The following is a 23,840-nucleotide window of genomic DNA, read 5'->3' as shown; positions in this document are numbered from 1 at the left end:
ACAAAAGAATCCTTCCTTTTATAGAAGGATTCTTTTTTTATACCTTTCCCCTTTTTAAAGCAACAAATAAGCAATCGGTGTAATGATAAGCAACGTTAATATCGTTCTTTGTACATAGAGAATGATAAGTTCTGATACTTTTAACGGAATATCTGTCGATAAAATGCAAGGGATGGAAGCTGAGAAGAACAATATAGATGATACTGAAACGACCGCAATGACAAACTTTGTCACAAGTGGTGCACTAACTACTAATAATGATGGTAAAAACATTTCTGCAATACCAACGGATGCCGCTTTAGCAGCTAAGTCTGCTTCTGGTAATTGTAATAGCCATGTAAAAGGATAGAAAATGTAGCTGACCCAATCAAATATTGGCGTGAACTTCGCTAAGACAATACCAATTAACCCTACAGACATAATCGATGGTAAAATTCCCATCGTCATAATAAAACCATCTTTTAAGTTCACTGCAATATTTTTCATCATGCTCGGTGCAGACTTTGATACCTCTAGCGCATCTTCCCAAGCACGTTCTAGCATTTTCTCTTTATAAACGGGCTCTGGGAACCCTTCTTCCGTTACATATGTATCTGGTTTTCTACTAAGAGGCGGGATTCTTACGGTGATAGCAGTTACGATGAATGTTACAACGAGAGTCGTCCAAAAATAAACATTCCATAAATGCATAATGTCTAATGTTTTTGCGATGATAATCATAAATGTTGCGGATACTGTAGAAAAACCTGTAGCGATGATCGCTGCTTCTTTTGTCGTATACTTTCCTTCTTTATACACGCGATTTGTAATTAATAAGGCCAACGAATAACTCCCCACAAAGGAGGCAACCGCATCGATTGCTGACCGGCCTGGTGTTTTCCATAACGGTCTCATAATGGGACGGCAAAACGTACCGATAAATTCAAGTAATCCGTACCCGACTAATAACGCTAAAAAAGCCGAACCAATTGGAACGAGTAAGCTTACCGATATGACTAATTTCTCATATAAAAACGGCCCTACATCTGGTGCAAAGAACCAAGCTGGCCCTACTTTCAAACAATATAATACACCAAAAACGACGCCAACTACTTTTAAAATAGAAAAACAAATATCTACGATAGATGTATTCCATTTTTTCGTATAAAACGGATAAATTGCACCTATTGCCATAACGAGTAGAGCGTAATAAGGTACTACGCTCGGGACAGAAGCCCTTATCCAGGATACGATATGATCAATCATAATAGAAGAAGCACCATTTATCGTAACTGGTACGAAAAACATAAACACCCCAACTAGACTAGCGAGTATAAACCGAAGAATAACCCCCTTCTCACTCCCAGTCTTAATTACATTCCTTTTTAATTCAATTTCACTCAAAATTCGACACCTCCTATTATCTAAATATTCTGTATAATTATGTTAGATTCCTTCTTTCAATTTCTAATATTTCACCATATGAAAAAGCCTATTTTGAAATAGGCTTTTTCTACTACCTCTTATAATCATTCGCAATCACTTGAATCACACGATATGATTCGTCTACTACTATCTTATTACTAGTCTTATTCGCATCATATGTAATTAACGCTTTCCAAAGTGCCCATCCTCTTGCTCTATTCCATGTTTCTTCATCTATTTGCAATACTTCTTGAAATACCTTTCTACTAAACCAGTATCAATTTGATTCATTCACTATCCCCTTTTCTTTTGAAACTTACTAAGTCCATCTGTACTGCCAACATATTCAAAACCATTTCTCTTATAAAAATCATTTAATATGCGATTATGCCCTACACAATCTAGTTTTAAAAACTCTTTATCATGTTGTATATTCTCTTCTATCCACTGTAACATCCATTCTCCTATTCCGTTCCCCTTATACTTCCGTTTCACCGCAAATCTATGAATATATAATGAATTAGAAACTTCCTCTTTCCCAAAAATATATTCATCCCATTCATTTTGTTTAGGAGATACTGTAACCGTACCGACAATTTCATCTCCTTTCGTAACCACATATGTATATTTCTCTTTTATACTTTCTAGTATTTCAGCCGTAGCTTCTTCTCCTAACAGATACTGCCACTGATCCACTTCTTTATGTTGTAGCCACTGTGCCACTTCTTTTAATAGCGTGATAATGCTATCACTTTCCTCTTCCGTAGCAATTCGAATTGTATATTCTTTAACTGTAGTTCTCTCCATATTGCCGTTCCCCTTTCAAATGACTATCATACTGATAATCGCGTTCTACCGTCATTTTCGTCTGTAACGTATTCAACATAATAACCTTGATTCCTTGCGTTTTCATACATCAGTTCAATCTTTTTTTGATCTTTAGCGTAAATCGTGACGTATGTACAATCCGCAACTAGTAAAACTAATTCACACTTACTCTCTTTAAATTCTTCATATGTCTCAATATCTACTACTTCCTCTCCTTTTGAATACGCTTTTAAATCTGCAAAAATAACATAATATATGTTGTCTTTAAATAAAGTTTTCAAATCTGATCCTTCCACTATACTTGGTTCTTCTGGAAATAATGCCTCATCCAATCCACCACGTGCTACTAAGCATGACTCTTCACTCCCTACCCACCAATCATATGAAGAAATATCAATTGGCTTTAACACTTTCCAAAGTAAATTATCATATTCATTTGGAATATCTACTGTAATTCCTCTTTTCATTTGTTTGTACCTCCCTTATAAATCATAATCAATTCTCTTTCTTCCCCGAATAAAAAGCGGTAATTATTACCTAATCGGGCATATGAATCATTGAAAAGCAAGTATTATCAAGGTTTTTAATATTTGATTAAACAATAGTACTTTTCTAAAAAAACGTAAATCCTTTAAACACTGATATAATGAGCACTGCTACATATCTATTAGGAGGAATACATATGAAAAAACCTTTTTATAAAAAATGGTGGTTTTGGACTGTTGCAGTCATTATAGTATTTTTTATCGCGGGTAACAACGGTAGTAAAAAAGAAGAAACTGCCCCTAAAAAAACTGCTACTACACAGAAACAAGAGCAATCTAAAGAGGCTGCTACACCGCAAGATAAGATTAAAAACAATATTACATCTATCGTAAAAGAATTACACGGCGTATCTATTAAAGAGATTAAAATAAACGAAAATCTTGGTACTGATACTCCTGATGATTATATCGCTTTAGTCCACTTATCATTCGATGCAAAAAATAGCGCGAAAACATCTAAAGATATGATTGAAATGTATAATAATGACATCGGAGCTAAAGTGGGTAAATCAGAAAAGAATGTACAAGAATTAACGATTTTCTGGGAAGTTCCATATCACCAAAAAAATAATAATTTAGCAAAAGCAAATCTTGAACGAGTTGGAGACAATATGAAATTTAACTCCCAATGGTTCGCTCCTGCTTTAAATTAAATATATAAAAGCACCTTAGTTGTTACATTCAACTAAGGTGCTTTTTCTTCTATTTATTTTTCATTCACTTCGTCTTCACAAAATAATATAAAAACCACACCGCATGATTTTGTTCATCGGCAGCTATTCTGCGCATTAACTCTTTCAAATGTGCATCCGATGTTTCATCTGAAATTTCTAAGTAAAAATCTACTGTCTTCTGTTCATCTTGTATAGCGAATTCTAATCCTTGTAAGTACGTATTTGGACAATCTTCCGTAATTTGTGGTTTCGGCTGCTGACCAGTTAAATTTGTATAGATTTGTACAAAATGATGGAAATGCTTTATTTCATCGTTACGAATTTCAAGAATTTGATTTCGTTCCGCCGCATTTGGAGCCATGTTGGCTAATTTCGCATAGCAACTTATTGCACTAAACTCTCCATTAATTGCTTTCTCAATATCGCGAATCAGCTTATCATTTTGCCTATACGAATCATAATAATTCCAATTATACACTGTATCCCCTCCATTATTCCGCATAACATTTTATGCAATTTGTAATAGCAGGAGCATGTATACAAAAAGAACCACAAATGCGAACTCTTCATTTCCCTATAGACTAATAATTATTTCATCACAAAAAGAACGCTTCACTACGAGTGAAACGTTCTTTTTTCTAAGCGTTTAATTCTGTTTTATGTTCCTTTATTGCACTACGTTTGAAAGCAGTCAATAGAATAATAGCCATACTTACCGCACCAATCCAAACGAGTACAGTAAGAGGTGTACTCCAGCTTAACCCTTTTCCGAAGAAGAATATTTCTCTCAGTCCTTCAATCATAAATCGCATTGGCAACCATGCGTACACCCAGTCTTGATAAAATGGCGACAACATTTCCGGTGCTAATGATAATAACGGTGCCCCAAAGAATAGTAAGAGTGCGAATACACCAATTCCTTTTAGTCCAACTAATGAAAGTACGGCCGATATCATTAAGAAGAAACTAAAGGATGTAATAGATAAAAATAGTGCTGTATCAGTGAAATTTGAAATATTTAATCCTACCATTCCATCCGCAATCCCTGTAAGACCGAATCCAATAACAAATGCAGCAATTGCGCCTGTTACGATTTGCTTTAGTTTTAATACGAAGTTTTCGTTTCTTGTACGAATCGGCATTTTACTTATCGCCATAAAGATAATTGCTGCGCTCGCTAAACTTGCAATCCATAACGGTTGGAATAAAGACATTGGCGAGTTACCGTTCGCACTATTTTTGCCGGTTTCATTTACATTTGTCACTTTCTTTGTAATCGGTGTTACTACATTTGAAACTTGATCTGCTGTTAATGTAGCTCCTTTTGCTTTTAATCCATCTAGGAGCTGAGTACGAACAGTATTGTTCATATTATCAACGATCCCATTTAACATTTGTCCTGCCATAGATGATGCTGCTGTATTCATTCCTTGATTGATGAATATTTCTACCTCTGGCGAAGATGGCTGCGGTGTTCGTAATGATGCTTGTTTTGTACTAAAGTCTTTTGGAATAACTAATGCTGCGTAATACTCTTGATTATTTAAGCCTTTTTGAACTACTTCTTTATTTTTCACTTCTACCCACTTCACTGCGGGTTCTTCCTCTGATTTTGATGTTTTTTTCATATTATCAACAATCGTTTGCCCCATATTCATCTTCGGTTGATTCGGAATTTCTACTCCTTGATCCTCATTTACAATTGCGATTGGCAAGTTTTTCGGCTGAGGCTGAACGGTTGGAAATAACGTTAATGAAAAAATAAAAACAACAAGTAGTGCAATAACTGGTGATAACCATAAAAGTTTATTTTTAAACATTTTCTTTTCTCCTCCTATCATTTGATTTATAATAACCAACAACGTGTTGTTTATTTATATTTGAATTATATGTTTGAGTTGAACCTTATACAATAATCAAAAATCGTGAATGTGTCGGTTATAAGACACATTCTTAAAATGTGTTGGCTAAAATTAAGGAGGAACCTATTTTGCGTGAGAGTAATTTAGATTTACGTGTTGTTCGCACGAAAACTGCCATACGAAATGCATTTGTGGCATTAATTGAAGAAAAAGGTTTTGACGCCATTACAGTAAAAGATATTACAACAAAAGCAAACATAAATCGCGGTACGTTTTATGCACATTACCAAGATAAGTTTGATTTAATGACGAAATGCCAAGAAGAAATTATGTATAAGTTTTCTAGCATTGCTAAACAGAAACTTCCGGAAGTTATTGCTGATCTCGGCTCAAGCCCTTCCCCAACAATGCCGTTTCTACTTATCACTTCTATTCTTGAATTTCTAAATGAAAATAGTGATTTTATGAAAGCTGTATTAAGCCCAAAAGGAGATTTATCTTTCCAAACAAAACTGAAAGACTTTATGTGGAAAACAATATTTGAAGATACGAATGGCGCTCTCATTAATAAAGAGAATTTACTTGTCCCAAGCCAATACTTAACCTCTTATATGGCATCTGCTCATATTGGTGTCATTCAGCAATGGTTAAATAACGGACAAAAAGAAACACCAGAGGAAATTGCTCGTATTTTATCAACAATCGCAGTTCATGGACCTTTTTATGCGGCTGGTTTAAAGAAATAAGTCAAGTATATATGAAAAGATCATCCACTATAATAGCGGATGATCTTTTATTTCATTACAACACTTCAATATACCCTTCAGTCCCATGTACCCGAATTCGTTGTCCGTCTTTTATTAATTTCGTAGCATTCTCTACTCCAACGACTGCTGGTAATCCGTATTCACGTGCAATTACTGCTCCGTGCGTCATAAGTCCGCCAACTTCAGTGACTAATCCTTTTATAGACACAAACAACGGTGTCCAGCCGGGGTCAGTAAACGCAGTAACTAATATATCTCCTTCTTCTAAATTCGCTTCTTCCATGTTTAAAATCACGCGAGCTCTTCCCTCAATCACTCCTGAAGAAACAGGCAGGCCTACAATCGCATCAGCTGGGAGGTTTTCTCGTTTATATTTACCTGTAATAATTTCTCCCTCAGACGTCATGATGCGAGGAGGCGTTAGTTTTTCATATAATTTGTAATCATTTTTTTGTTTTTGTATCAGCTCGTAATCTAGTTTATTCGTGCGAACAACTTCGTGAAGCTCTTCAAAAGTTAGATAGTATATATCATTAACTTCATGAATGACACCGCTCTGCACAAGTTGCTCAGCTTCTTTCAGCAACGCCTGCTTATATATGAAATAGCGATTAATCATACCGTATTTCGGATATTCACGATAACCGATAAAATTACGTATATTACGAATCATTCGCTTCGTTTCTTCTACCTTTTGTTCTCCATCCGGCAATTGCTGCAATCGCTCTAATAATTCTTCTTCCTTTTTCAAAGCTTCTTGCAGTCCTTCTTCAAATTTCCGTTTACTCGCACCCGCTTCAAAGTCTCTTATATTATTTAAAATCATTGGGATAATTGTAGTTGGCTTTTCACTCCAGCGCGTTTTCGTAATATCAATTTCTCCGCTACATCTCATTCCGTATTTATTTAGAAAAGTTCGAATCGCATCTCGGGCTTCTTCTCCACCTTTAAACTGAACTATTTCATCTAAAAAGTTATCATTTTCTACATGTTGTAAATGCGCAATAACTTCTGGATACGGCCGAATCACATCCGCAACATCCATTAATGCTAAACCCATTTCAGATGTAATATTATTTTGTACCGATTGAGAAAGCGTATCTGCTGCATTTTTTTCGCCTAGCCATTGCTCCATTTTTTCATTGATCCAAGCCGAAGCATTCATGCCTGCCATAATGACAGCCGTACTTTGCGGGTTAAATAATACTTTCTTTAATTGCTGGATGTCTTCCAAAATAAAATCAAGTACATCCGTTCCTGATTTCGTTTGCATGTTTCGTTTTAACTCTTCGATTGATGCTTCACTATTCTGTATTAAATTCGTAACGATTGCCGGATCATTTTCGATTTCTGATTGCGAATTTACAGGTTGCTTACTTTTACTAACAATCTTTTCTTTTTCATCATCCGGCAACAATGTAATAAAATGATCTCGCTCGATTATAGTCGTTAATGCATCTCTTACGAGTGGATCTGATTTTCCTAAAGTATTTATTAAATAATCTCTGCTAGCAGGTGAAGCTAATTGTTGTGTAGCATCAACAAACAGCCGTCCTCCAGCTTTACGCATAGGAGCATTAGTCGTTAACAGGAAAAAAGATAACCCAAGCGGTTTCATCGCATCGGTCATCATTTGTTGGTGACCAACTGATATATACACATGATTTCCCCCATCATTTTCTTCAGGAATTGGATATACAGTCGTAATGGGGCGACTTTGGACAATATAAAATACGTTATCGACTAAACACCATTCTATATCTTGTGGACAGCCAAAATAAGCTTCAATTTGTCTTCCAATCTGTTCTAGTTGTAATATTTGTTGTTCCGACAATGTTTGAAGTTTTTGCTGAGCCGGATCAATTTGTTTCGTCTCTGTTCCGCCCTCTTTTACAGCATAAATAGCTAATTTTTTAGTCGCTATCATCGTTTCGGTAATTTTGCCTTCTTTTACTTTATAATTATCGGCAGAGACCAGTCCTGATACTAACGCCTCACCAAGTCCAAAACTGGCATCAATTGATAGCACCTTTCGGTTAGAAGTAACCGGATCAGCCGTAAATAAAATTCCCGAAGCCTCAGGGAAAACCATTTTTTGAACGACAACACATATAGAAACTTGATTATGTTCAAAACCATTTTGCATGCGGTACATAATTGCTCGCTCTGTAAATAAAGACGCCCAGCACTTTCTTACATGCTGCAAAATCGCTTCTTTTCCAATAATATTTAAATACGTATCTTGTTGACCTGCAAATGAAGCATACGGTAAATCTTCAGCCGTCGCACTAGAGCGCACGGCATACGCATGTTCATTTCCAAAACGCGAGAGATAATGAGTTACCGCTTCCACTACATCTGAAGGGATTTGTACTGCCATAATAACTTCTCTAATTTTCTTACTAATTTCACCAATTTGAGCTCGGTCTTCCTTTTTCAACTTGGTTAGCTGCTGCAACAAAGTGCGAAAATCTTCATTTTGCTCGATGACCTTTTCATATCCTACTGTTGTCACACAAAATCCTTCTGGCACTTGTATCCCTTGAATATTAGATAACTCCCCTAAATTCAATCCTTTTCCACCGACAAGTGAAAGCTGCGTTTTTTCTATTTCCTGAAAATCGAGAACGAAAGAACTCATATAACATCTCTCCTTACTTTGCATGTGTTCTTGATTGTAGCAGGAGTAAATACGAATAAACAGTCTATTTCGAACTTGATTTACGTGGTATAATTAAGTTAGGAAGAAATAATAAGATGCCCCAGCTGCTGTGTTTGGCAACTGGGGCATCTTATTTAATACCCGTCTTCAACTTAAATAGTTCTATTGTTTCAGCGGCTTTAATATATCCACCAGCATTTTTTAAAGTACATTTGATTTTATGACTATTTTCTAAGTATACATCATTCGATAATACTTCCATTACTGCATTATATAATGTCACTGGAGTAAGCTTTTTTAGATTTAATTGTATGCCAGCTTTTAAATCTTCTATTCTTTGGGCCACTATCGGTTGATCTCCCATAACTGGGATAACGATCATAGGAACGCCAAAATATAAGCTTTCACTAGAACTATTCATTCCCCCATGTGTAATAAAAAGATTAGCTTGTTTCAATACCTCTAACTGAGGCACATAATTATAAACTTTGAAATTAGATGGGATATTTTTCAATTGGTTGATGTCAATATGTTTTCCTACGGACAATATGATGGTAGCAGGAAAATTTTTAAATGCTTCAAAACATATGTAATAAAAATCCATCTGTTGATTAAATACAGTTCCCATAGAAATATAAATGAGTTTCTCTTCTTCCTTCTGTTTAAAAGTAATTTCTTGCATATCTTTCCGTGATGTAATAGAGGGTCCAACAAAGATATAAGAATCATCCAATTCCTCCACATCAGGTTGGAAAAATTCAGACGTATATACGATAGTAATATTTCCAGCACAAGTCATTACATTTTTCTTTTCATTCATAGAAAAGCCATATACCTTTTGCCACTCTTCTAAAATATGCGTAACTTCTTGATAAAGAGGTGATTTTTTGTCTCCTTCATTATGATTGTTCATCAATGCGTTAAATAACTTTTTCGTAACTGCAAATGTTGTGCATGAAGAGATTTTAGGTAAATGTAATGCTTCAGCTATGATCCATCCTACTGCAAAATTGTTATCATATATTACGTAATCATACTTTTCTTCTTTCAACTCTTCTATAACAATCTTTATTATTTTATCCATGGATTTTACCATATGTAATAATAGTTCAGAGGGATCTATTTCTCCATTCATCCTTTTCAACATGTCTACTTTTGCTAAAAAATTTTCATATGGACGAAACAAAGCTCCTGTTTTTTCAATTTTCTCCTTATACTCCTCTACACAATAATAAACAACCTCTTCCCCTCTTTTTACTAATTCTTCAATAAGTGCAAGAGTTGGGTTCACATGTCCTTCCCCTGGAAAATTAAACATTAGTACCTTTGCCATATGATAGTTCCTCCTCTTAAATAAAAACTTCCTATAATCAAGTACGTTTCTCTCCTCATTTTAATAAGGGCACTTGTGATAGTAAATGTAATAAACGAGTAAGAAACAAAGTCAGTATACTGTAAAGTGAAACTTTAATCAGTGGGGTCTTACTGCCCATTAAAGCGGGAGAAAACGACATCCCCAAAAATGGATTTTCAAAATTAGGGAACTATAATGTCATATTGGAATAAGTTAAGGGGGAGAAAAAGTGGACAATGAAATGAATTATGGAAGTGATTACAAGTTTATTCCAGCAACTTCAATTGAGAGTGGTCATGGCCTCGAAGTATTGCCTGATTTATTTTGCTACACGATTCAAATCGTCAACATATGTTTTGTTGGAAATCCGCATACCGATAATTTTGTTTTAGTTGATGCTGGAATGCCTAAATGTGCAAATGAAATTATATCTGTTACTGAGAAGCGATTTGGTACAAATAGCCGCCCAAAAGCAATTATTTTAACTCATGGGCATTTTGATCATGTTGGAGGAATAATTGAACTCATCAAGTATTGGGATGTTCCAGTCTATGCACATCAAATGGAAATACCTTTCCTGACTGGAAAACAAAGCTATCCTGAACCAGATCCAACAGTTGAAGGTGGTATAGTAGCGAAAATGTCGCCTCTGTTCCCTAACGAACCGATTGATTTAGAAAATAGCGTAAAAGTATTACCTGCAGATGGAACCGTTCCTCATATGCCTGAGTTTAGATGGGTTCATACACCAGGACATACTCCAGGGCATATTTCATTATTCCGAGAAAAAGACCGAACTTTAATTGCTGGGGACGCTTTTGTTACAGTGAAACAGGAATATTTATATAAAGTAATTACTCAGGAACAGGAAATAAGCGGACCACCTCGTTATTTAACAACAGACTGGAAAGCCGCTAAAGAGTCAGTTATTAAGCTTGAAAAATTAAAGCCTCTAGTTGCTGTTACTGGGCATGGGATACCGATGTCAGGTGATTTGCTATCAACAAGCCTCAACACACTCGTTCAAGAATTTGATAAAATTGCTGTACCTGATTATGGAAAATATGTAGACAAAAAGATACATTAAGCATGAAAATACTTTTTATATTTAAGAAACTAAATAAACAAATCCGAAGTGGGGATACATCTAAAAAATAAAAAAGTGGCCAATGCCACTTTTTTATTTTTGTTTATTAAGCTTGATCAGAATTTCTTACATGTAATGGAGGTGGAACTACCCACCCTTTTTTCTTACTTAAACGCAGCAAAGTTACACCTGCTTGCGCTTTTTTCATATGAAATTGTCCGAATAGCATCCCTACATCTTCTCGAAGACATTTTCCCATCACTTGACTACATGTCACAAGTCCAGCTGCTAATCCTGCAGAAACAGCTGCTGCTATTTCAACATCATTAATACGTGCTCCTGGAGGAATATCTTCAATAGATGCAACTGGTCGTTCTGGAGGAGCAGGCGGTAAAGCTACGCCATTAACCTTTAAAAGAGTTTTTAACTCTTCTATTTCCGAATTCATATCATTTTCAATTAAGCTTTCTAAAAACTTTTTCAAATCTTCGTCACCTGTGTGATTCATAAACACTTGATGGCTTGCAATTGCACCTTGTGCAGCTAAAAGATAACTCCAAATATCAAATACTTCTCCGTAATGTAACGGTTCGTTTTGAGGATTTCCACTTAATATACCCATTTTTAAATTCCTCCCTTTCGAAAATATCATAATAAATATTGATTTCAATATTGAAATCAAATTTTTAAGTATGCTTTTTCCTGCAAAAGATTTTCTACTATGCATGGAAAACACCTTTCCAACACTGCGTGTTTATTGTTTAGGAAAGTAGTTTACAAATAAAATACTCAAAGATTATGAAAGAAGATTATCAATAATCTTTGAGTGAGAATCCATTTACTATAAGGGTTTTTATTTTTACACATATACAAAAGAAATTGATTTACATATCTACTATATTGTATGTCAATTTACTTAGCGGTTAGCTCTACCACCAAGTTGTTGTTCAGCCATTGCTACTAAACGTTTTGTAATTTCACCACCAACAGATCCATTTGAACGAGCTGTTGTATCTGCACCAAGTTGTACACCAAACTCTTGTGCAATTTCATATTTCATTTGATCAAGAGCCTGTTCAGCACCTCGAACTAACAATTCATTACGATTTCCACTATTATTGTTTGCCATATCGTTTCACCTCCAATGCTTTTAATATGCTACGAATCATGAAATAATAGTTATCCTTTTTATGGGAATTAGCATATGAATAAATATTGATTTTTTTCTTAAAGTAGGGCAAAACATATAAGAAAGAATAACTGGTATAACATACTTTCATAACAACACTATATATACTTCCTAATTCTCTTCAGTAAATAAAAGACAGATTTCTATTTCACCAATCGATTAAATAGAAAGTATATTTTGAGAAATAATCAAAAAGGAGATATGAGATGAAAGCTGTAACCTATCAAGGCCCAAACCAAGTACAAGTTAAACAGGTGGATGATGCAAAATTAGAGAAAAAAGATGATATTATTGTAAAAATTACTTCAACCGCTATTTGCGGTTCTGATTTACATTTATATCAAGGGAACATGCCTTTACCGCAAGGATATATTATTGGCCATGAGCCAATGGGCATTGTTGAAGAAGTAGGTCCAGATGTTACGAAAGTGAAAAAAGGCGACCGTGTTGTAATCCCCTTTAACGTTGCTTGTGGACATTGTTTTTATTGCCAACATGAAATGGAAAGTCAATGTGACAACTCCAACCCCCATTACGATTCTGGCGGATACTTTGGTTATACAGAGAAATTTGGTAATCATCCGGGCGGACAAGCTGAATATTTAAAAGTTCCTTTTGGAAATTTCACTCCATTTGTTATACCAGAATCATGCGAACTGGAAGATGAATCTCTACTGTTTTTATCCGATGTTTTGCCAACAGCTTATTGGAGTGTAATAAACGCAGGCGTTAAGCGAGGTGATACTGTTATCGTCCTTGGTTGTGGACCTGTTGGATTAATGACACAAAAATTCGCTTGGATGCAAGGTGCTAAACGCGTAATTGCAGTCGATTACTTAGATTATCGGATAAATTATGCAAAAAAGATTAACAATGTTGAGGTATTTGAGTTTACAAAATTTCCTGATATGGGAGAACATTTAAAAGAAATCACACATGGTGGTGCGGATGTAGTCGTTGATTGCGTGGGCATGGATGGAAAAAAATCACCCCTAGAATTTCTAGAACAAAAATTGAAATTACAAGGTGGAACTCTCGGCCCTATTCAAATTGCTACGAAGGCCGTAAGAAAATATGGAACGGTTCAAATGACCGGCGTTTATGGCGGCAACTATAATGCCTTCCCACTCGGTGCATTTTGGGTTAGAAATATTAATCTGAAAATGGGACAAGCACCTGTCATTCATTTTATGCCGGAACTATTTGAAAAAATAACAAATAAAGAATTTGATCCAAAAGAGATTATTACACACAAAATCCCCCTTGAAGAAGCGAGCTACGGTTATCAAATTTTCAATAATCGTGAAGATGATTGTATAAAAGTCATTTTGAAACCTTGAAAATACAATTTATTATTATTATTAGTGCGAAGATAAGATTACACTCCGTAATCTTATCTTTTTTATTAGATTCTAAATAGATATTCCCCCATTTTCATCTCACATCGAAAATAGTTATTTTCGAAAAACTTTGCATTTTGATGCAATACTTTATTGGTAAAAAAATGAATTAATTATGTATATTCATATCCAATCGGTAGAACCCCCTTTACATTTCGCACAAAAACTAGCGAATTCTTTTTTGTCCTTAAGTAGCTATCCTATTGCTAATAACGAGGGGCAATGATTAGTGTTTTGGATGTATTTATATGTTTTTTTCTATATATATGAACAAAATAAAATCATTTCATTTTGTACCCGAAAGTAAAAAACTGCCTATCAAATTTTTAAATAGGCAGTTTTTGAATCTATTAAAATAAAATACTATTCCCTAAAAAATACAGATTTTCAATTCACTTTAGTTTTCTTATCTCATATATTCTTCTAAAGTTAGTTTTTCCTTATATATTTTTTGAAATATCTCCTATATAACTAATATGCCACGGTTCATACGTATAACCAGTTATATTTTTCTTTTCCTTTGGATAACGAATGATATACCCTGCACGATGCGTATTTTCTTTCAGCCACTTCTCTCCCTTAGATTTTGCACCTTTACTGTTTACTCCAACTATTTTATACTACTGTTTTCCATCCCACTTTTCTAAATGGAAGTAGAATAATACACCGTCTTCAGTGTTGGTCACACCGTATTTCGCATCATGTAAATCAAATATATTTTTTACAATGGACAGCCCAAGACCCGTTCCACCACATACTCGTTTTCTTGATTTATCGCCCCTATAGAACTGATCCCATATTTTATCTATATTTTCTTCTGCTATATGTGAACCTTTATTTTCAAACCCTATATATACGTCATGTTGTTTCTCTTTTACATCAATCACAATGATTTGTTTTGCATCTGTATAACGAATCGCATTTGTAAACAAGTTTGTTATAACCTGTTCCAATAAATTCGTTTTCCCCTTGACACACACATCATCTATATTTAATTTGATTTGTAGGGATTTTTCATCAATTTGAACTTGTAAATCTTGTTCTGCCTTTTGAATTAAGTCAACTATATTAACTTGCTCCATCTGTATTTGATATGTTCCTGATTCATATTTAGCTAAGTTTAACATTTCATCAATTAGTACATTCATTTTCTCTATTTCTTTTTCTAATGCGTCCCAATAGTATTGATTCATTTCAGGTGCAATACCATCTTGCAGCATGGAAGCAGATATTTGCATTACACTAAGTGGTGTTTTTAATTCATGTGAAACGCCTGCAATGAAATCTTTTCTTGTCTGTTCTAGTTTCTTTTCTTTCTCTAAGTCCTTTTTTAACTGATTGATATACCCTTCCATTCTTTCTGAGAGCTGATTAATGTTAGAGGAAAGCTCTCCAATTTCATTTTTCGACTTGATAGAAAGCTTGTCTTGAAACTGGAATTCCATTATTTTTTTCGTTGCTTCATTCACCTTTAATAATGGATTAGTAATAATTCTCGAGTAATAAAAACATACAATAAGCGATAGAACCAGCACAAATACTATAATATATATGTAATAATCACTCATTACATCTGTTGCTTTTGTAATTGGTTGTAACGAAGATAGCGTATAAATAAATTCCTTTACTTGGCTATCTTTCATGAGTGGTTTTATCGTTTCTAGATACTTGATTCCATCTATACTAATTTCATTCTGCACCCATTCTTCTCCGCGTAATTTTACTTTATCGCTAATCCAATCTGATTGAAATTGCAAAATACGATTTGCAAATACTTCATTACTGTACAACGCGTTATCAATTTCTGGGTTGCTATAATTCGGGAAGCTAATTTCTGTTACAAGTCCTTCTAAGTAATAATATTTATCACTTTCTTCTTTTGAAAAAATTTTAATTCCATTTTTAGCGCCTGACATCATGCATTTCATTGTCTGATGATATGTAGGAGCTACAAAGTTTCCATCGTATCCTTTTATCCTTAGTGTTGTAGGAACGACGATATCCTTATTTGGCCCTTTACTCACTGTATCCATGATAGCTGTTTTGGTCGTCTTATCGATTAAACTCGTAATTAAAATGCTGAAGTTAGAATCCATATCTCTCTTTGCGTTAATTAAATTATTAAATACGACTTTAGATGTTCGACTTGGATCATTTTTATCAGTCGCTTTTATATAGTAATCTCCTGATGGTAATTTCTTAATGTTTGCTACTTCATCAAGCCTAGCAATCATAATACCTTGCTGGTTAGCATATGATCGTTCTTTACTCTGGAGTTTATTTTCATCCTGTTTATGTTCTTCGTAAAATGTATAATATTGTTTTAATTGTTTCTGAACATTTTCTTTTTCCTTATCTACATACATATACTTCATCACATACATTTGTCCAAAAAAGATAGTTGCGATGATCATGCAGCATAGTAAAAAGGTAAGAGAAAATAACTGAAATACAATTTTCTTTCTCATCATTTCTCTACCTCAAACTTATATCCCGTACGAACAACTGTAGTAATGTGCTTTGCTTTCTCACCTAGTTTCAAACGTACATTACGCATATGTGCAGTTAGTGTTTTATCATCTCCGTCATAATCATATCCCCAAATATTTGTGATTAATTGCTCTCGCGTTAATACTTGTTCCTTATGCTCCATTAAAGATTGTAAAATTTCATACTCTGTATGTGTAAAATCTATCTTTTGTCCATCTATTGAAACAGAACGTGCTGATTTATCTAAGCGAATACCGCATAAATGAATGCAGTCCTGAAATTGTAAATTTTGATTTGTATCTTTGAACAAACGCTTTGCTCTCGCCAATAAAATTGCAGGTTTAAATGGTTTCGTTACATAATCATCTGCCCCTAGTTCAAATCCAAGTAATGTATCATCCTCATCACTTCGAGCTGTTAATAAAATAATGGGAACGTTAGAGCTCTTGCGAATACGTCTACAAATTGACCACCCATCCATTACTGGAAGCATAATATCTAGTATGATTAAACTGACATCATGATCATGTGCAGCAAATAACTCTAATCCCATCTGGCCATCTTCTGCTGTTATCACATCATATCCATCATGCGAGAAATAATGCGCTACCGTCTCTCTTATAATTTTTTCATCTTCTATAATTAAAACTTTTTTCATTTCTATTCTCATCCAATCTACGTTCTCTTTAAATCGAAATGGTCATCGCTTGTCTTCCCATCTGAATCCAAGACTGTTCAAAATTATTTCGATTAATCGCTCTATGTTTGTCCTTCTTTAGTGGATCGTTAATATATACATATTGTTCATCATAATCTGTCACAACAACACTATGTTGATGATATGTCACTTTCATTTCCCCTGTATCTGTTCTCCATGTATAAAATTGATTATCAGGTAATCGTTTAAAACGAGCATTTGTTAATACCCATACAGGGAGGCCTCGATCTATCGCTTCATAAATGTGTTCAGGTTCTTTATAACTTAGATTCATCACTTTTTCATCCGGAACATACAACTTTGCCAATTCTAAAATCGGCTCCACAAAAACACCTAATCCTGGTTTATCAAAAGTAGCCATATCCCCGATAAACCCTTTATGCATATTTCCCTTCAAACCATTACTTTGAAATGGGACATAGTGTATCTTTGAAGCCAATTCCATTTTATCTACTTTCACTCCTGAAAATTGTAATACCATAGCGAGACTTGTTACTTCACAACCGCGCATCAATTCTGGTTTTTGTAAGATAAGCGGAACATCTAATGGCTTTATTACCTCTTTTTCTTGTTCTATTGATATATTCTCTTTTTCAACTACTTCTGGTTTTTGTTCTACTTCTTGCACAATGACAGGTGGTTTCTTTTCACTTATAGGACTTTCACTATTTGACATACCGATACATATACCTAGTCCTGCGATAGTTAATAAACAAAATGTTTTTTTCTACTATATTCCATAAATCCCTCTCCTCACTTCTTTCTAAGGAGAGTGTAGCTTGTTCATATTTAGATAATCTCATGTTCATAGAAAGATAAAGAGAAATCTATATCAAGATTATATAAAGATACATACTATCCTAAACAATCGTATGGGTAATAAAGTGTGCTTTCAAGAAGTAATATTTAACTATTTTAAATCGATTGCCCAGTAACATTCCAAATGCTATATGGATGAAACTTTTCTAATGCATTATATCGTAGAGCTAAATCCGTTCGTTATGTAAAAAAGAATCATCATACAAAGTTACGACTCTAACGATGTGAGATTCGCTCCTTTTACCGTAATAAAATAACTCTTAAGAAAAACTTAAAGAATTCCCCTCTATATTCATAAGAACTTTTATCTATACTGAAAAATGTAAATAGATAAAAGGAGAAACGATCATGAAGAAATTTATAATTTGTATAATAGCAATAGGCATTCCTATATACTTACTACCTTTCATATTACGCGGGGATTTAGACAGATTTAATCCAATTGCTGAAGAAAAAAATGTATACGCCGTTGCGAAGGGATATGGCATTCCAGATTATCATCATAAAGGAAGAGCTGTGTACTCACTAAAAGGTGTTGATGAATTAAGCAATGAAACAGAATATAAAGTTGGAACGAACACACCTAATGATTTTATAAGAAAAACTTACTTAAAAATTCATGTAAAAGGAAAGTATGTGTATTCTTACGATATTATCGCTGAAGAGGATATTCCGGAGAAAATAAGAGGGAAATTGAAGATAGAAGTTAAATAAAAGAGCCGTCTCGTATGAGTTGGCTCTCCCGTCTATCATTGTTTCAACAACCATTCTTCAATTACTTTCACTGTTTCATCTCGTTGTGCTTTTGGCGTAATTAAGCTAGCATTATCACCTTTTTGCTCACCATACATGCCAAAATGAGCATGGTTTCCACCTTTTATCATGTGCATAGTTGTATTCTTTGACATAAACTTTTTATTGTCCTCTATTTTTTCTACAGTTGCTAAAGCATCTACTTCCCCATAAATTGATAACATCGGAATCGCTTTCGTAGAGAAGTCATCTGCAGGATAAGAACCTAAGAAAATGATCCCATCTACCTTGTCCTCATGTTGAAAGGCATACTTAGAAATCATAGCTCCCCCCATTGAATGGCCCGCAACATACCATTTTTGAACTTCAGGATACTGTGCCATTACACTGTCTACTGCATTGATTCCAAGTATCGCTAAGTTTAATGGTAACTTAGGCATTACTACAAAGTGTCCATCTTTTGCAAGAGCTTCTCCCAAGTAACTATAAGCCTCCGCTTCTACTTTAGCACCTTGATAAAAAATAACCCCTATTTTAGCATCTTTCTCTCCAAAAACGATATGATCTTCACCTTTTTTATCATCTACTAACAACAAAGCCTCTTTCGTTGGTTTATAAGTAAACTGAGACCAAGTCAAAAACGTAATACTTCCTATAAGTAAAATACCGAGTAAAGAGTACAGCGTAATTTTTATCCATTTCTTCACAAAGATGACCTCCCTAAGATGTATATATTCTATATTTCAGATTTTCATTAGCACACATAAAAACTCGAGCATTTTTATTATGCTCAAGTTTTTATTTACGCCTTTAATTTATACTATAAATGCTCCAAGATAAATATGTAGCAAATGTAGCCCATAAAAAATATGGAATGAGCAACCATGTCGATACTTTAGACAAACTGGAAGAAACCGCTATGAGAAGTAACGTAGTAACAGCGACTAGTAAACAATCTATTGTTGCTAAAAATAAATCTTTTTGACTGAATTGAAAGTAGCTGAACGCTTGATTGCACATATAATTTAAAAGGAATATAAACCAAAATGTTTTTGGCTTACATCCATATTTGTTGTAAATAATTGCAACTGATAATGCAATAAGTCCATATAATACCGTCCAAACTATTCCGATTGTCATGCCAGAAGGCGTCCAAGACGGCTTTTCCAGCGCATCGTACCACATACGATCAATTGGAAATAAAATACTAGAAACATAAAACAAACCATATGTTAGTAAAAATACTAGAATACTAGATTTTTTCATAAACATTCTCCTTTTTACTCGAAGGTTATAAAAACTTTATATGATTAGTATGTCCTTGTAATGGATGAAATTCTAATATTCAAGTTCCAAATACATATTGTTTAACCTATTTCATACGAATTCTTTCATACTTTTATATGCACAAAGTGCTCTCTCCCGCGCTGCCTTATGATCAACAACTGGCAAAGGGTATGTATCTCCTAGCTTTATATTAGCCTTTTGTAAAATATGCTCAGGTGCTTCCCACGGTTTATGTATATATTTATTAGGCATATCTTTTAATTCTGGTACCCATTTTCTTATATATTCTCCATCTTTATCAAACTTTTCTCCTTGTGTAATCGGGTTAAAAATACGAAAGTACGGTGATGCATCCGCTCCACTTCCAGCAACCCATTGCCACCCCATGGTATTATTTGCAATATCAGCATCTAGTAGTGTATCCATAAACCATTTTGCTCCTTCTTGCCACGGAATTAATAAATGCTTTACAAGAAAAGAGGCTACAGCCATTCTTGCTCGATTATGCATAAAACCTGTTTGCCATAGTTCCCGCATTCCCGCATCAATAAACGGATAACCAGTTTCACCCTTCTGCCATACTGTTAATAACTCCTCTTCATTATTCCACGGAAAATGTTCAAAATTCTTATTAAGAGGTTTATATACTGTAAATGGGTAATGATATAGTAAATAATAAGAAAACTCTCGCCAAATTAATTGACGGATAAAGCTATTCACTTGTTTTTCAAAAAGACTACATTGTCTTTCGGTACTTTTATTGATTAAGTAATGATACATCCACCTCACTGATATTTGACCAAATGAAAGATAAGGTGCCAACATCGAATGAGCATTTTGATTTGGAAAATCTCTTCCTTCACTATAAGAGGCTAATTTGCTAGAGAAAAATTTCTTACATGTTTTGTATGCCCCTTCTTCTGTAGGATCCCATATTGATTCTATATGAGATGTCCACGGTATAGTCGGCAGCAAGTGTAATTCTGTAACAGATAAGCTTTCTGGTAAAGAACTTCCCCATTTTATACGCTGCACTTTACTAATAGGTTTAGATATTACCTGCTTTTGAAATGCATTATAAAAAGGCGTAAACACCTTATATTCAGTGTTATCTTTCTTTTTAATCATCCACGGTTCTAATAATAAATGTGAATTAAATTCCTTACATGTAATACCTTTATCTTCTAACATCATTTTCATGTTTTGATTAAATTGTAATCTGTCCGGATCATAACAAATATTCCAATATACAGCCGTTATACCTAACTGTTCTATGAGAGAAAGTATTTCTTCCTCCGTACTTCCTTTACGAATGATTAAAGTAGAGCCCAATGCCTCAAGTTGCTTCTTTGCATCTATTATTGCATGGTGTAACCACCACTTTGACGCACTTCCCATTGAAAAAGTTTCATCATGTACATATACCGGAACAACCTCACCGGACTGAGTAGCTTCAAATAGAGCTGGGTTATCATATAAGCGAAAATCTTTTTGAAACATAACAATAATTTTATTTTGCATGGCTATCCCTTCTGATTCTTAAAGCACAATTCATTTTTTATTAGAACAAGTACTTCTGTTATTTTTAAATGATTATAACAATCGTTCTTTTTATTTTATAATCTTCTTCATTATAAACATTGATTTTCTATCTCTCTAAGTACATCATTTCCTATATTATCTATCTTTTCATTTTTTACGTTATTATATAAACTCTGTAAAATCTTTAACTCTGTTCTTAAATGTAAAATGACACTAGATAATATATATAGCTTAGCTAAACTCTCTTTTCCACACTTCTCTTCATATACTTTTTGAAGAGTAGTAAGATATAACGTCAGTTGAGAGATTTTAATTTTTAGCTGTTCTAGAATTAATTGTTCCTCCCCATATTGTGCAAAAAGTAACGCTTCATATATAGGACGATGCATATCCTCTTTCTTTATCATTTGCTCTAATAATAAATGCTCAAATTCTTGTTTACCACTTTGAGTAATACCGTAAATAGTTCGTTCAGGGCGTTGTTCATTACGAATAATATCAACAACTTCTATAAAGCCCTTCTTTTCAAGTTGCTCAAATGTATAATATAAAGAGCCTTTTGTAATTTTTATATAATATTTCATTTCACTATTTTTTAAAAGTTGCTGGACTTCATACGGATGTCTATTCTTCTCCATAAGAAGACCCAGCATAAAAAGCTTTGTATTCATAATTCTCCACTCCTTAATAACCTATACCAATAGTATAAGCTAAAAATAAGCAAAGAATCTTTTTGTTTTATAAAATTTATGAATTCGAATTCACTTTATTATCCTTTGTACCAGCTTTGACATTCCCCATAAATAATATTGCCATAAATGAAACGATAATTGGAATTAAAGCTAATAGAAATACAGTAGTAATTGAAGATGACATAGCGGCTATAATTTTTTCAAGAATAAAAGTAGGGATACTGGCCCTTATATCTGAGCGAAATATTGCACTTGGATCACCTAAATTATTTAACATGTTGGAACCGTGTTCTATTCCCTTAAAAGCATCCTTTAAATTAGCTGTAAAGGTACTATTTTGAATGGAGCCAAAAATCGTTACCCCAATTGTCATACCTAGTGAACGAAAGAATGAATTTGTTGAAGTAGCTGAGCCACGGAATCTCGGTTCCATATTATGAATAGAAACTGTAGGAAGTAAAGAAAACGAAAATCCAACCCCAAATCCCGTTATAATCATGTATATCGTTAAAAGTGCACGGCTTGTTTGCGGATCCATCGTTCCTAATAAATACATACCTATCCCAAAGGATATTACAGATAATAACATTAAGTTGCGGTAACTAATTTTCGTTTGAAATATTCCGCCAATGGCACTACCTACGACAGAACCTAACATCATTGGTGTTAAAATTAATCCAGCATTAGTTGCTGTTCCACCATATACAGCCTGAACAAAAATAGGAATGAATACTGTTAAAATAACAAATGTTGCTCCATAGAAAAATGTAATAATTTGAGATATTGCAAACTCCTTACGCTTAAACATCCAAAATGATATGATCGGATCTTTCACTTTTCTTTCTACCAATAGGAAGCCAATAAAAAATACAATAAACGATGTAAATAACCCAATGATTTGTATCGAATCCCACTTAAACTTTTTTCCTCCTAATTCTAAAGCGAACATTAAGCTAATTACTGCTATTACGAGCGTTATCGCCCCCCACCAATCAATATTTTGCTTAGTAGGTGGATTATTTTCTTTATAAGCTTTTAAAATAAAAATTAATGACATTAAACCAATTGGAATATTGACGTAAAAAATCCAATGCCAACTAATATTTTCTGTTATATACGCGCCTAATAAAGGTCCTAATACACTTGAAGAACCAAATACGGCCCCTAATAATCCAGTCATTTTTCCTCTTTTTTCAATAGGAAAAATATCAAATACAATGGTAAAGGCGATTGGCATAAGTGCACCCCCACCTATACCTTGAATTGCACGATAAATACTTAGCTGAACAATGCTTTGCGCAGTACCACATAATGCAGAACCAATTAAGAAGATTAATAAACCAAAAATATAGAACCTCTTTCTACCATACATATCAGATAATTTCCCAAAAATAGGCATACCAGCCATAACTGCAACCATATAAGCAGAAGTAACCCAGACGAATTTATCCAATCCACCCAAATCTGAGACAATTGTACCAATTGAAGTAGCAACAATTGTATTATCCATTGCAGCCATTAAAATGCCTAGCATTAAACCAGCTATTACTAAGCGTAAGTTGGTCTCTTTTGCAACCATACCTCTTTCCTCCTTTTTTCACACCCAACAGAATAAATAGTCTAATTAAACTATATACTCATTATAGTTTAATTAGACTATTTTTCAATAAAAAAATAAATCCCCCCAAAATATATTGGAGAGATTACAAATGTAGAATTGCTTCTTATATAAAATAATTAAAACCGTTAAAACGATCACTTCTTTAT

22 protein-coding genes and 3 pseudogenes are annotated in these 23,840 nt (G+C 34.0%); 6 read left to right on the top strand and 19 right to left on the bottom strand.

What is annotated here, in order from left to right:
• Positions 1–54: 54 nt before the first annotated feature.
• From LMD38_RS11500 to LMD38_RS11485, 4 genes and pseudogenes are all read right to left on the bottom strand, one after another.
• Positions 55–1,383, bottom strand: a complete 1,329-nt coding sequence (locus tag LMD38_RS11500; RefSeq protein WP_061182606.1) for a YjiH family protein — start codon at positions 1,381–1,383, stop codon at positions 55–57.
• A 112-nt stretch (positions 1,384–1,495) separates the two neighbouring features.
• Positions 1,496–1,672: pseudogene (locus LMD38_RS11495) on the bottom strand (aminoglycoside phosphotransferase); the annotation flags it as partial.
• Between the two features lie 26 nt (positions 1,673–1,698).
• Complete coding sequence (locus LMD38_RS11490; RefSeq protein WP_000442625.1) at positions 1,699–2,211, bottom strand: GNAT family N-acetyltransferase; 513 nt, start codon at positions 2,209–2,211, stop codon at positions 1,699–1,701.
• A gap of 26 nt (positions 2,212–2,237) precedes the next feature.
• Positions 2,238–2,699, bottom strand: coding sequence for a DUF2691 family protein (locus tag LMD38_RS11485; protein ID WP_016717899.1), 462 nt, complete (start codon positions 2,697–2,699; stop codon positions 2,238–2,240).
• Between the two features lie 215 nt (positions 2,700–2,914).
• Here LMD38_RS11485 and LMD38_RS11480 point away from each other — a divergent pair, with 215 nt between their 5' ends.
• On the top strand, positions 2,915–3,430 hold the full coding sequence (locus tag LMD38_RS11480) for a hypothetical protein (protein WP_016717900.1): 516 nt from the start codon (positions 2,915–2,917) through the stop codon (positions 3,428–3,430).
• A gap of 64 nt (positions 3,431–3,494) precedes the next feature.
• Here the strand turns inward: LMD38_RS11480 and LMD38_RS11475 are convergent, their stop codons facing one another.
• A complete protein-coding gene (locus LMD38_RS11475) occupies positions 3,495–3,929 on the bottom strand; it encodes a ferritin-like domain-containing protein (RefSeq protein ID WP_016717901.1) in 435 nt (144 codons plus the stop codon).
• A 160-nt stretch (positions 3,930–4,089) separates the two neighbouring features.
• The gene (locus LMD38_RS11470) at positions 4,090–5,271 is read right to left on the bottom strand and encodes a YhgE/Pip domain-containing protein (protein WP_062821138.1); all 1,182 of its coding nucleotides are present in this window, start codon (positions 5,269–5,271) and stop codon (positions 4,090–4,092) included.
• A gap of 170 nt (positions 5,272–5,441) precedes the next feature.
• Between LMD38_RS11470 and LMD38_RS11465 the strand changes: the two genes are divergently transcribed.
• The gene (locus LMD38_RS11465; RefSeq protein ID WP_062821137.1) at positions 5,442–6,059 is read left to right on the top strand and encodes a TetR/AcrR family transcriptional regulator; all 618 of its coding nucleotides are present in this window, start codon (positions 5,442–5,444) and stop codon (positions 6,057–6,059) included.
• Between the two features lie 55 nt (positions 6,060–6,114).
• Here LMD38_RS11465 and ppsA read toward each other — a convergent pair whose 3' ends face one another.
• Together ppsA and LMD38_RS11455 are read right to left on the bottom strand one after the other, a co-directional pair.
• Positions 6,115–8,721: a phosphoenolpyruvate synthase gene (ppsA, locus tag LMD38_RS11460; protein ID WP_062821136.1), complete on the bottom strand. Its 2,607-nt coding sequence runs from the start codon at positions 8,719–8,721 to the stop codon at positions 6,115–6,117.
• A 151-nt stretch (positions 8,722–8,872) separates the two neighbouring features.
• Entirely contained in the window at positions 8,873–10,075 is a 1,203-nt protein-coding gene (locus LMD38_RS11455; RefSeq protein ID WP_001151406.1) for a macrolide family glycosyltransferase, read from the bottom strand.
• 250 nt (positions 10,076–10,325) lie between these two features.
• On the opposite strand from LMD38_RS11455, the gene LMD38_RS11450 reads away from it, so the two are divergent.
• A complete protein-coding gene (locus tag LMD38_RS11450; RefSeq protein ID WP_016717906.1) occupies positions 10,326–11,183 on the top strand; it encodes an MBL fold metallo-hydrolase in 858 nt (285 codons plus the stop codon).
• A gap of 106 nt (positions 11,184–11,289) precedes the next feature.
• Here LMD38_RS11450 and LMD38_RS11445 read toward each other — a convergent pair whose 3' ends face one another.
• Together LMD38_RS11445 and sasP are read right to left on the bottom strand one after the other, a co-directional pair.
• Positions 11,290–11,805 (bottom strand): DUF3231 family protein, encoded by a 516-nt coding sequence (locus LMD38_RS11445; protein WP_062821135.1) that lies wholly within the window; start codon positions 11,803–11,805, stop codon positions 11,290–11,292.
• 294 nt (positions 11,806–12,099) lie between these two features.
• Complete coding sequence (sasP, locus tag LMD38_RS11440; protein WP_000002833.1) at positions 12,100–12,312, bottom strand: small acid-soluble spore protein, SasP family; 213 nt, start codon at positions 12,310–12,312, stop codon at positions 12,100–12,102.
• Between the two features lie 266 nt (positions 12,313–12,578).
• Here sasP and LMD38_RS11435 point away from each other — a divergent pair, with 266 nt between their 5' ends.
• Positions 12,579–13,712 carry a zinc-dependent alcohol dehydrogenase gene (locus LMD38_RS11435; RefSeq protein WP_016717908.1) on the top strand — a complete coding sequence of 378 codons (1,134 nt, stop codon included), beginning with the start codon at positions 12,579–12,581 and terminating at the stop codon, positions 13,710–13,712.
• Between the two features lie 163 nt (positions 13,713–13,875).
• Positions 13,876–13,998: pseudogene (locus tag LMD38_RS28905) on the top strand (DUF1259 domain-containing protein); the annotation flags it as partial.
• A gap of 180 nt (positions 13,999–14,178) precedes the next feature.
• Here the strand turns inward: LMD38_RS28905 and LMD38_RS11430 are convergent.
• The 4 genes and pseudogenes from LMD38_RS11430 to LMD38_RS11415 form a co-directional block, all read right to left on the bottom strand.
• Positions 14,179–14,362, bottom strand: a pseudogene (locus LMD38_RS11430) (D-alanyl-D-alanine carboxypeptidase family protein); the annotation flags it as partial.
• 30 nt (positions 14,363–14,392) lie between these two features.
• Positions 14,393–16,240, bottom strand: a complete 1,848-nt coding sequence (locus LMD38_RS11425; protein ID WP_062821154.1) for a HAMP domain-containing sensor histidine kinase — start codon at positions 16,238–16,240, stop codon at positions 14,393–14,395.
• On the bottom strand, positions 16,240–16,920 hold the full coding sequence (locus tag LMD38_RS11420; RefSeq protein ID WP_029141142.1) for a response regulator transcription factor: 681 nt from the start codon (positions 16,918–16,920) through the stop codon (positions 16,240–16,242). Before LMD38_RS11420 ends, LMD38_RS11425 begins: the two co-directional genes overlap by 1 nt.
• A 28-nt stretch (positions 16,921–16,948) precedes the next feature.
• Positions 16,949–17,656: a C39 family peptidase gene (locus LMD38_RS11415; protein ID WP_227585536.1), complete on the bottom strand. Its 708-nt coding sequence runs from the start codon at positions 17,654–17,656 to the stop codon at positions 16,949–16,951.
• 491 nt (positions 17,657–18,147) lie between these two features.
• On the opposite strand from LMD38_RS11415, the gene LMD38_RS11410 reads away from it, so the two are divergent.
• A complete protein-coding gene (locus LMD38_RS11410; RefSeq protein ID WP_016717912.1) occupies positions 18,148–18,513 on the top strand; it encodes a YxeA family protein in 366 nt (121 codons plus the stop codon).
• 35 nt (positions 18,514–18,548) lie between these two features.
• On the opposite strand, the gene LMD38_RS11405 is transcribed toward LMD38_RS11410, so the two are convergent.
• From LMD38_RS11405 to LMD38_RS11385, 5 genes are all read right to left on the bottom strand, one after another.
• A complete protein-coding gene (locus tag LMD38_RS11405) occupies positions 18,549–19,259 on the bottom strand; it encodes an alpha/beta hydrolase (protein WP_016717913.1) in 711 nt (236 codons plus the stop codon).
• A 103-nt stretch (positions 19,260–19,362) separates the two neighbouring features.
• Positions 19,363–19,818, bottom strand: a complete 456-nt coding sequence (locus LMD38_RS11400; protein WP_000749772.1) for a TspO/MBR family protein — start codon at positions 19,816–19,818, stop codon at positions 19,363–19,365.
• 111 nt (positions 19,819–19,929) lie between these two features.
• Complete coding sequence (locus LMD38_RS11395; RefSeq protein WP_062821133.1) at positions 19,930–21,360, bottom strand: cryptochrome/photolyase family protein; 1,431 nt, start codon at positions 21,358–21,360, stop codon at positions 19,930–19,932.
• Between the two features lie 110 nt (positions 21,361–21,470).
• Entirely contained in the window at positions 21,471–22,052 is a 582-nt protein-coding gene (locus LMD38_RS11390) for a PadR family transcriptional regulator (RefSeq protein WP_001093178.1), read from the bottom strand.
• A gap of 76 nt (positions 22,053–22,128) precedes the next feature.
• Entirely contained in the window at positions 22,129–23,652 is a 1,524-nt protein-coding gene (locus tag LMD38_RS11385; RefSeq protein WP_016717916.1) for an MDR family MFS transporter, read from the bottom strand.
• Positions 23,653–23,840: the final 188 nt, after the last annotated feature.

Source organism: Bacillus pacificus (genome assembly GCF_020861345.1).
GTDB lineage: Bacteria > Bacillota > Bacilli > Bacillales > Bacillaceae_G > Bacillus_A > Bacillus_A pacificus.
The sequence above is the reverse complement of the archived record's forward strand: the minus strand, read 5'-3'. Positions and strand labels throughout refer to the sequence as shown.

Excerpts from the sequence above, each read along its gene's own strand:
- LMD38_RS11415 (WP_227585536.1), bottom strand. The coding sequence starts at position 17,656 with ATGTCAAATAGTGAAAGTCCTATAAGTGAAAAGAAACCACCTGTCATT.
- LMD38_RS11390 (WP_001093178.1), bottom strand. The coding sequence starts at position 22,052 with ATGAATACAAAGCTTTTTATGCTGGGTCTTCTTATGGAGAAGAATAGA.
- LMD38_RS11485 (WP_016717899.1), bottom strand. The coding sequence starts at position 2,699 with ATGAAAAGAGGAATTACAGTAGATATTCCAAATGAATATGATAATTTA.
- LMD38_RS11455 (WP_001151406.1), bottom strand. The coding sequence starts at position 10,075 with ATGGCAAAGGTACTAATGTTTAATTTTCCAGGGGAAGGACATGTGAAC.
- LMD38_RS11395 (WP_062821133.1), bottom strand. The coding sequence starts at position 21,360 with ATGCAAAATAAAATTATTGTTATGTTTCAAAAAGATTTTCGCTTATAT.
- ppsA (WP_062821136.1), bottom strand. The coding sequence starts at position 8,721 with ATGAGTTCTTTCGTTCTCGATTTTCAGGAAATAGAAAAAACGCAGCTT.
- sasP (WP_000002833.1), bottom strand. The coding sequence starts at position 12,312 with ATGGCAAACAATAATAGTGGAAATCGTAATGAATTGTTAGTTCGAGGT.
- LMD38_RS11470 (WP_062821138.1), bottom strand. The coding sequence starts at position 5,271 with ATGTTTAAAAATAAACTTTTATGGTTATCACCAGTTATTGCACTACTT.
- LMD38_RS11490 (WP_000442625.1), bottom strand. The coding sequence starts at position 2,211 with ATGGAGAGAACTACAGTTAAAGAATATACAATTCGAATTGCTACGGAA.
- LMD38_RS11385 (WP_016717916.1), bottom strand. The coding sequence starts at position 23,652 with ATGGTTGCAAAAGAGACCAACTTACGCTTAGTAATAGCTGGTTTAATG.
- LMD38_RS11480 (WP_016717900.1), top strand. The coding sequence starts at position 2,915 with ATGAAAAAACCTTTTTATAAAAAATGGTGGTTTTGGACTGTTGCAGTC.
- LMD38_RS11410 (WP_016717912.1), top strand. The coding sequence starts at position 18,148 with ATGAAGAAATTTATAATTTGTATAATAGCAATAGGCATTCCTATATAC.
- LMD38_RS11400 (WP_000749772.1), bottom strand. The coding sequence starts at position 19,818 with ATGAAAAAATCTAGTATTCTAGTATTTTTACTAACATATGGTTTGTTT.
- LMD38_RS11435 (WP_016717908.1), top strand. The coding sequence starts at position 12,579 with ATGAAAGCTGTAACCTATCAAGGCCCAAACCAAGTACAAGTTAAACAG.
- LMD38_RS11425 (WP_062821154.1), bottom strand. The coding sequence starts at position 16,240 with ATGAGAAAGAAAATTGTATTTCAGTTATTTTCTCTTACCTTTTTACTA.
- LMD38_RS11420 (WP_029141142.1), bottom strand. The coding sequence starts at position 16,920 with ATGAAAAAAGTTTTAATTATAGAAGATGAAAAAATTATAAGAGAGACG.
- LMD38_RS11445 (WP_062821135.1), bottom strand. The coding sequence starts at position 11,805 with ATGGGTATATTAAGTGGAAATCCTCAAAACGAACCGTTACATTACGGA.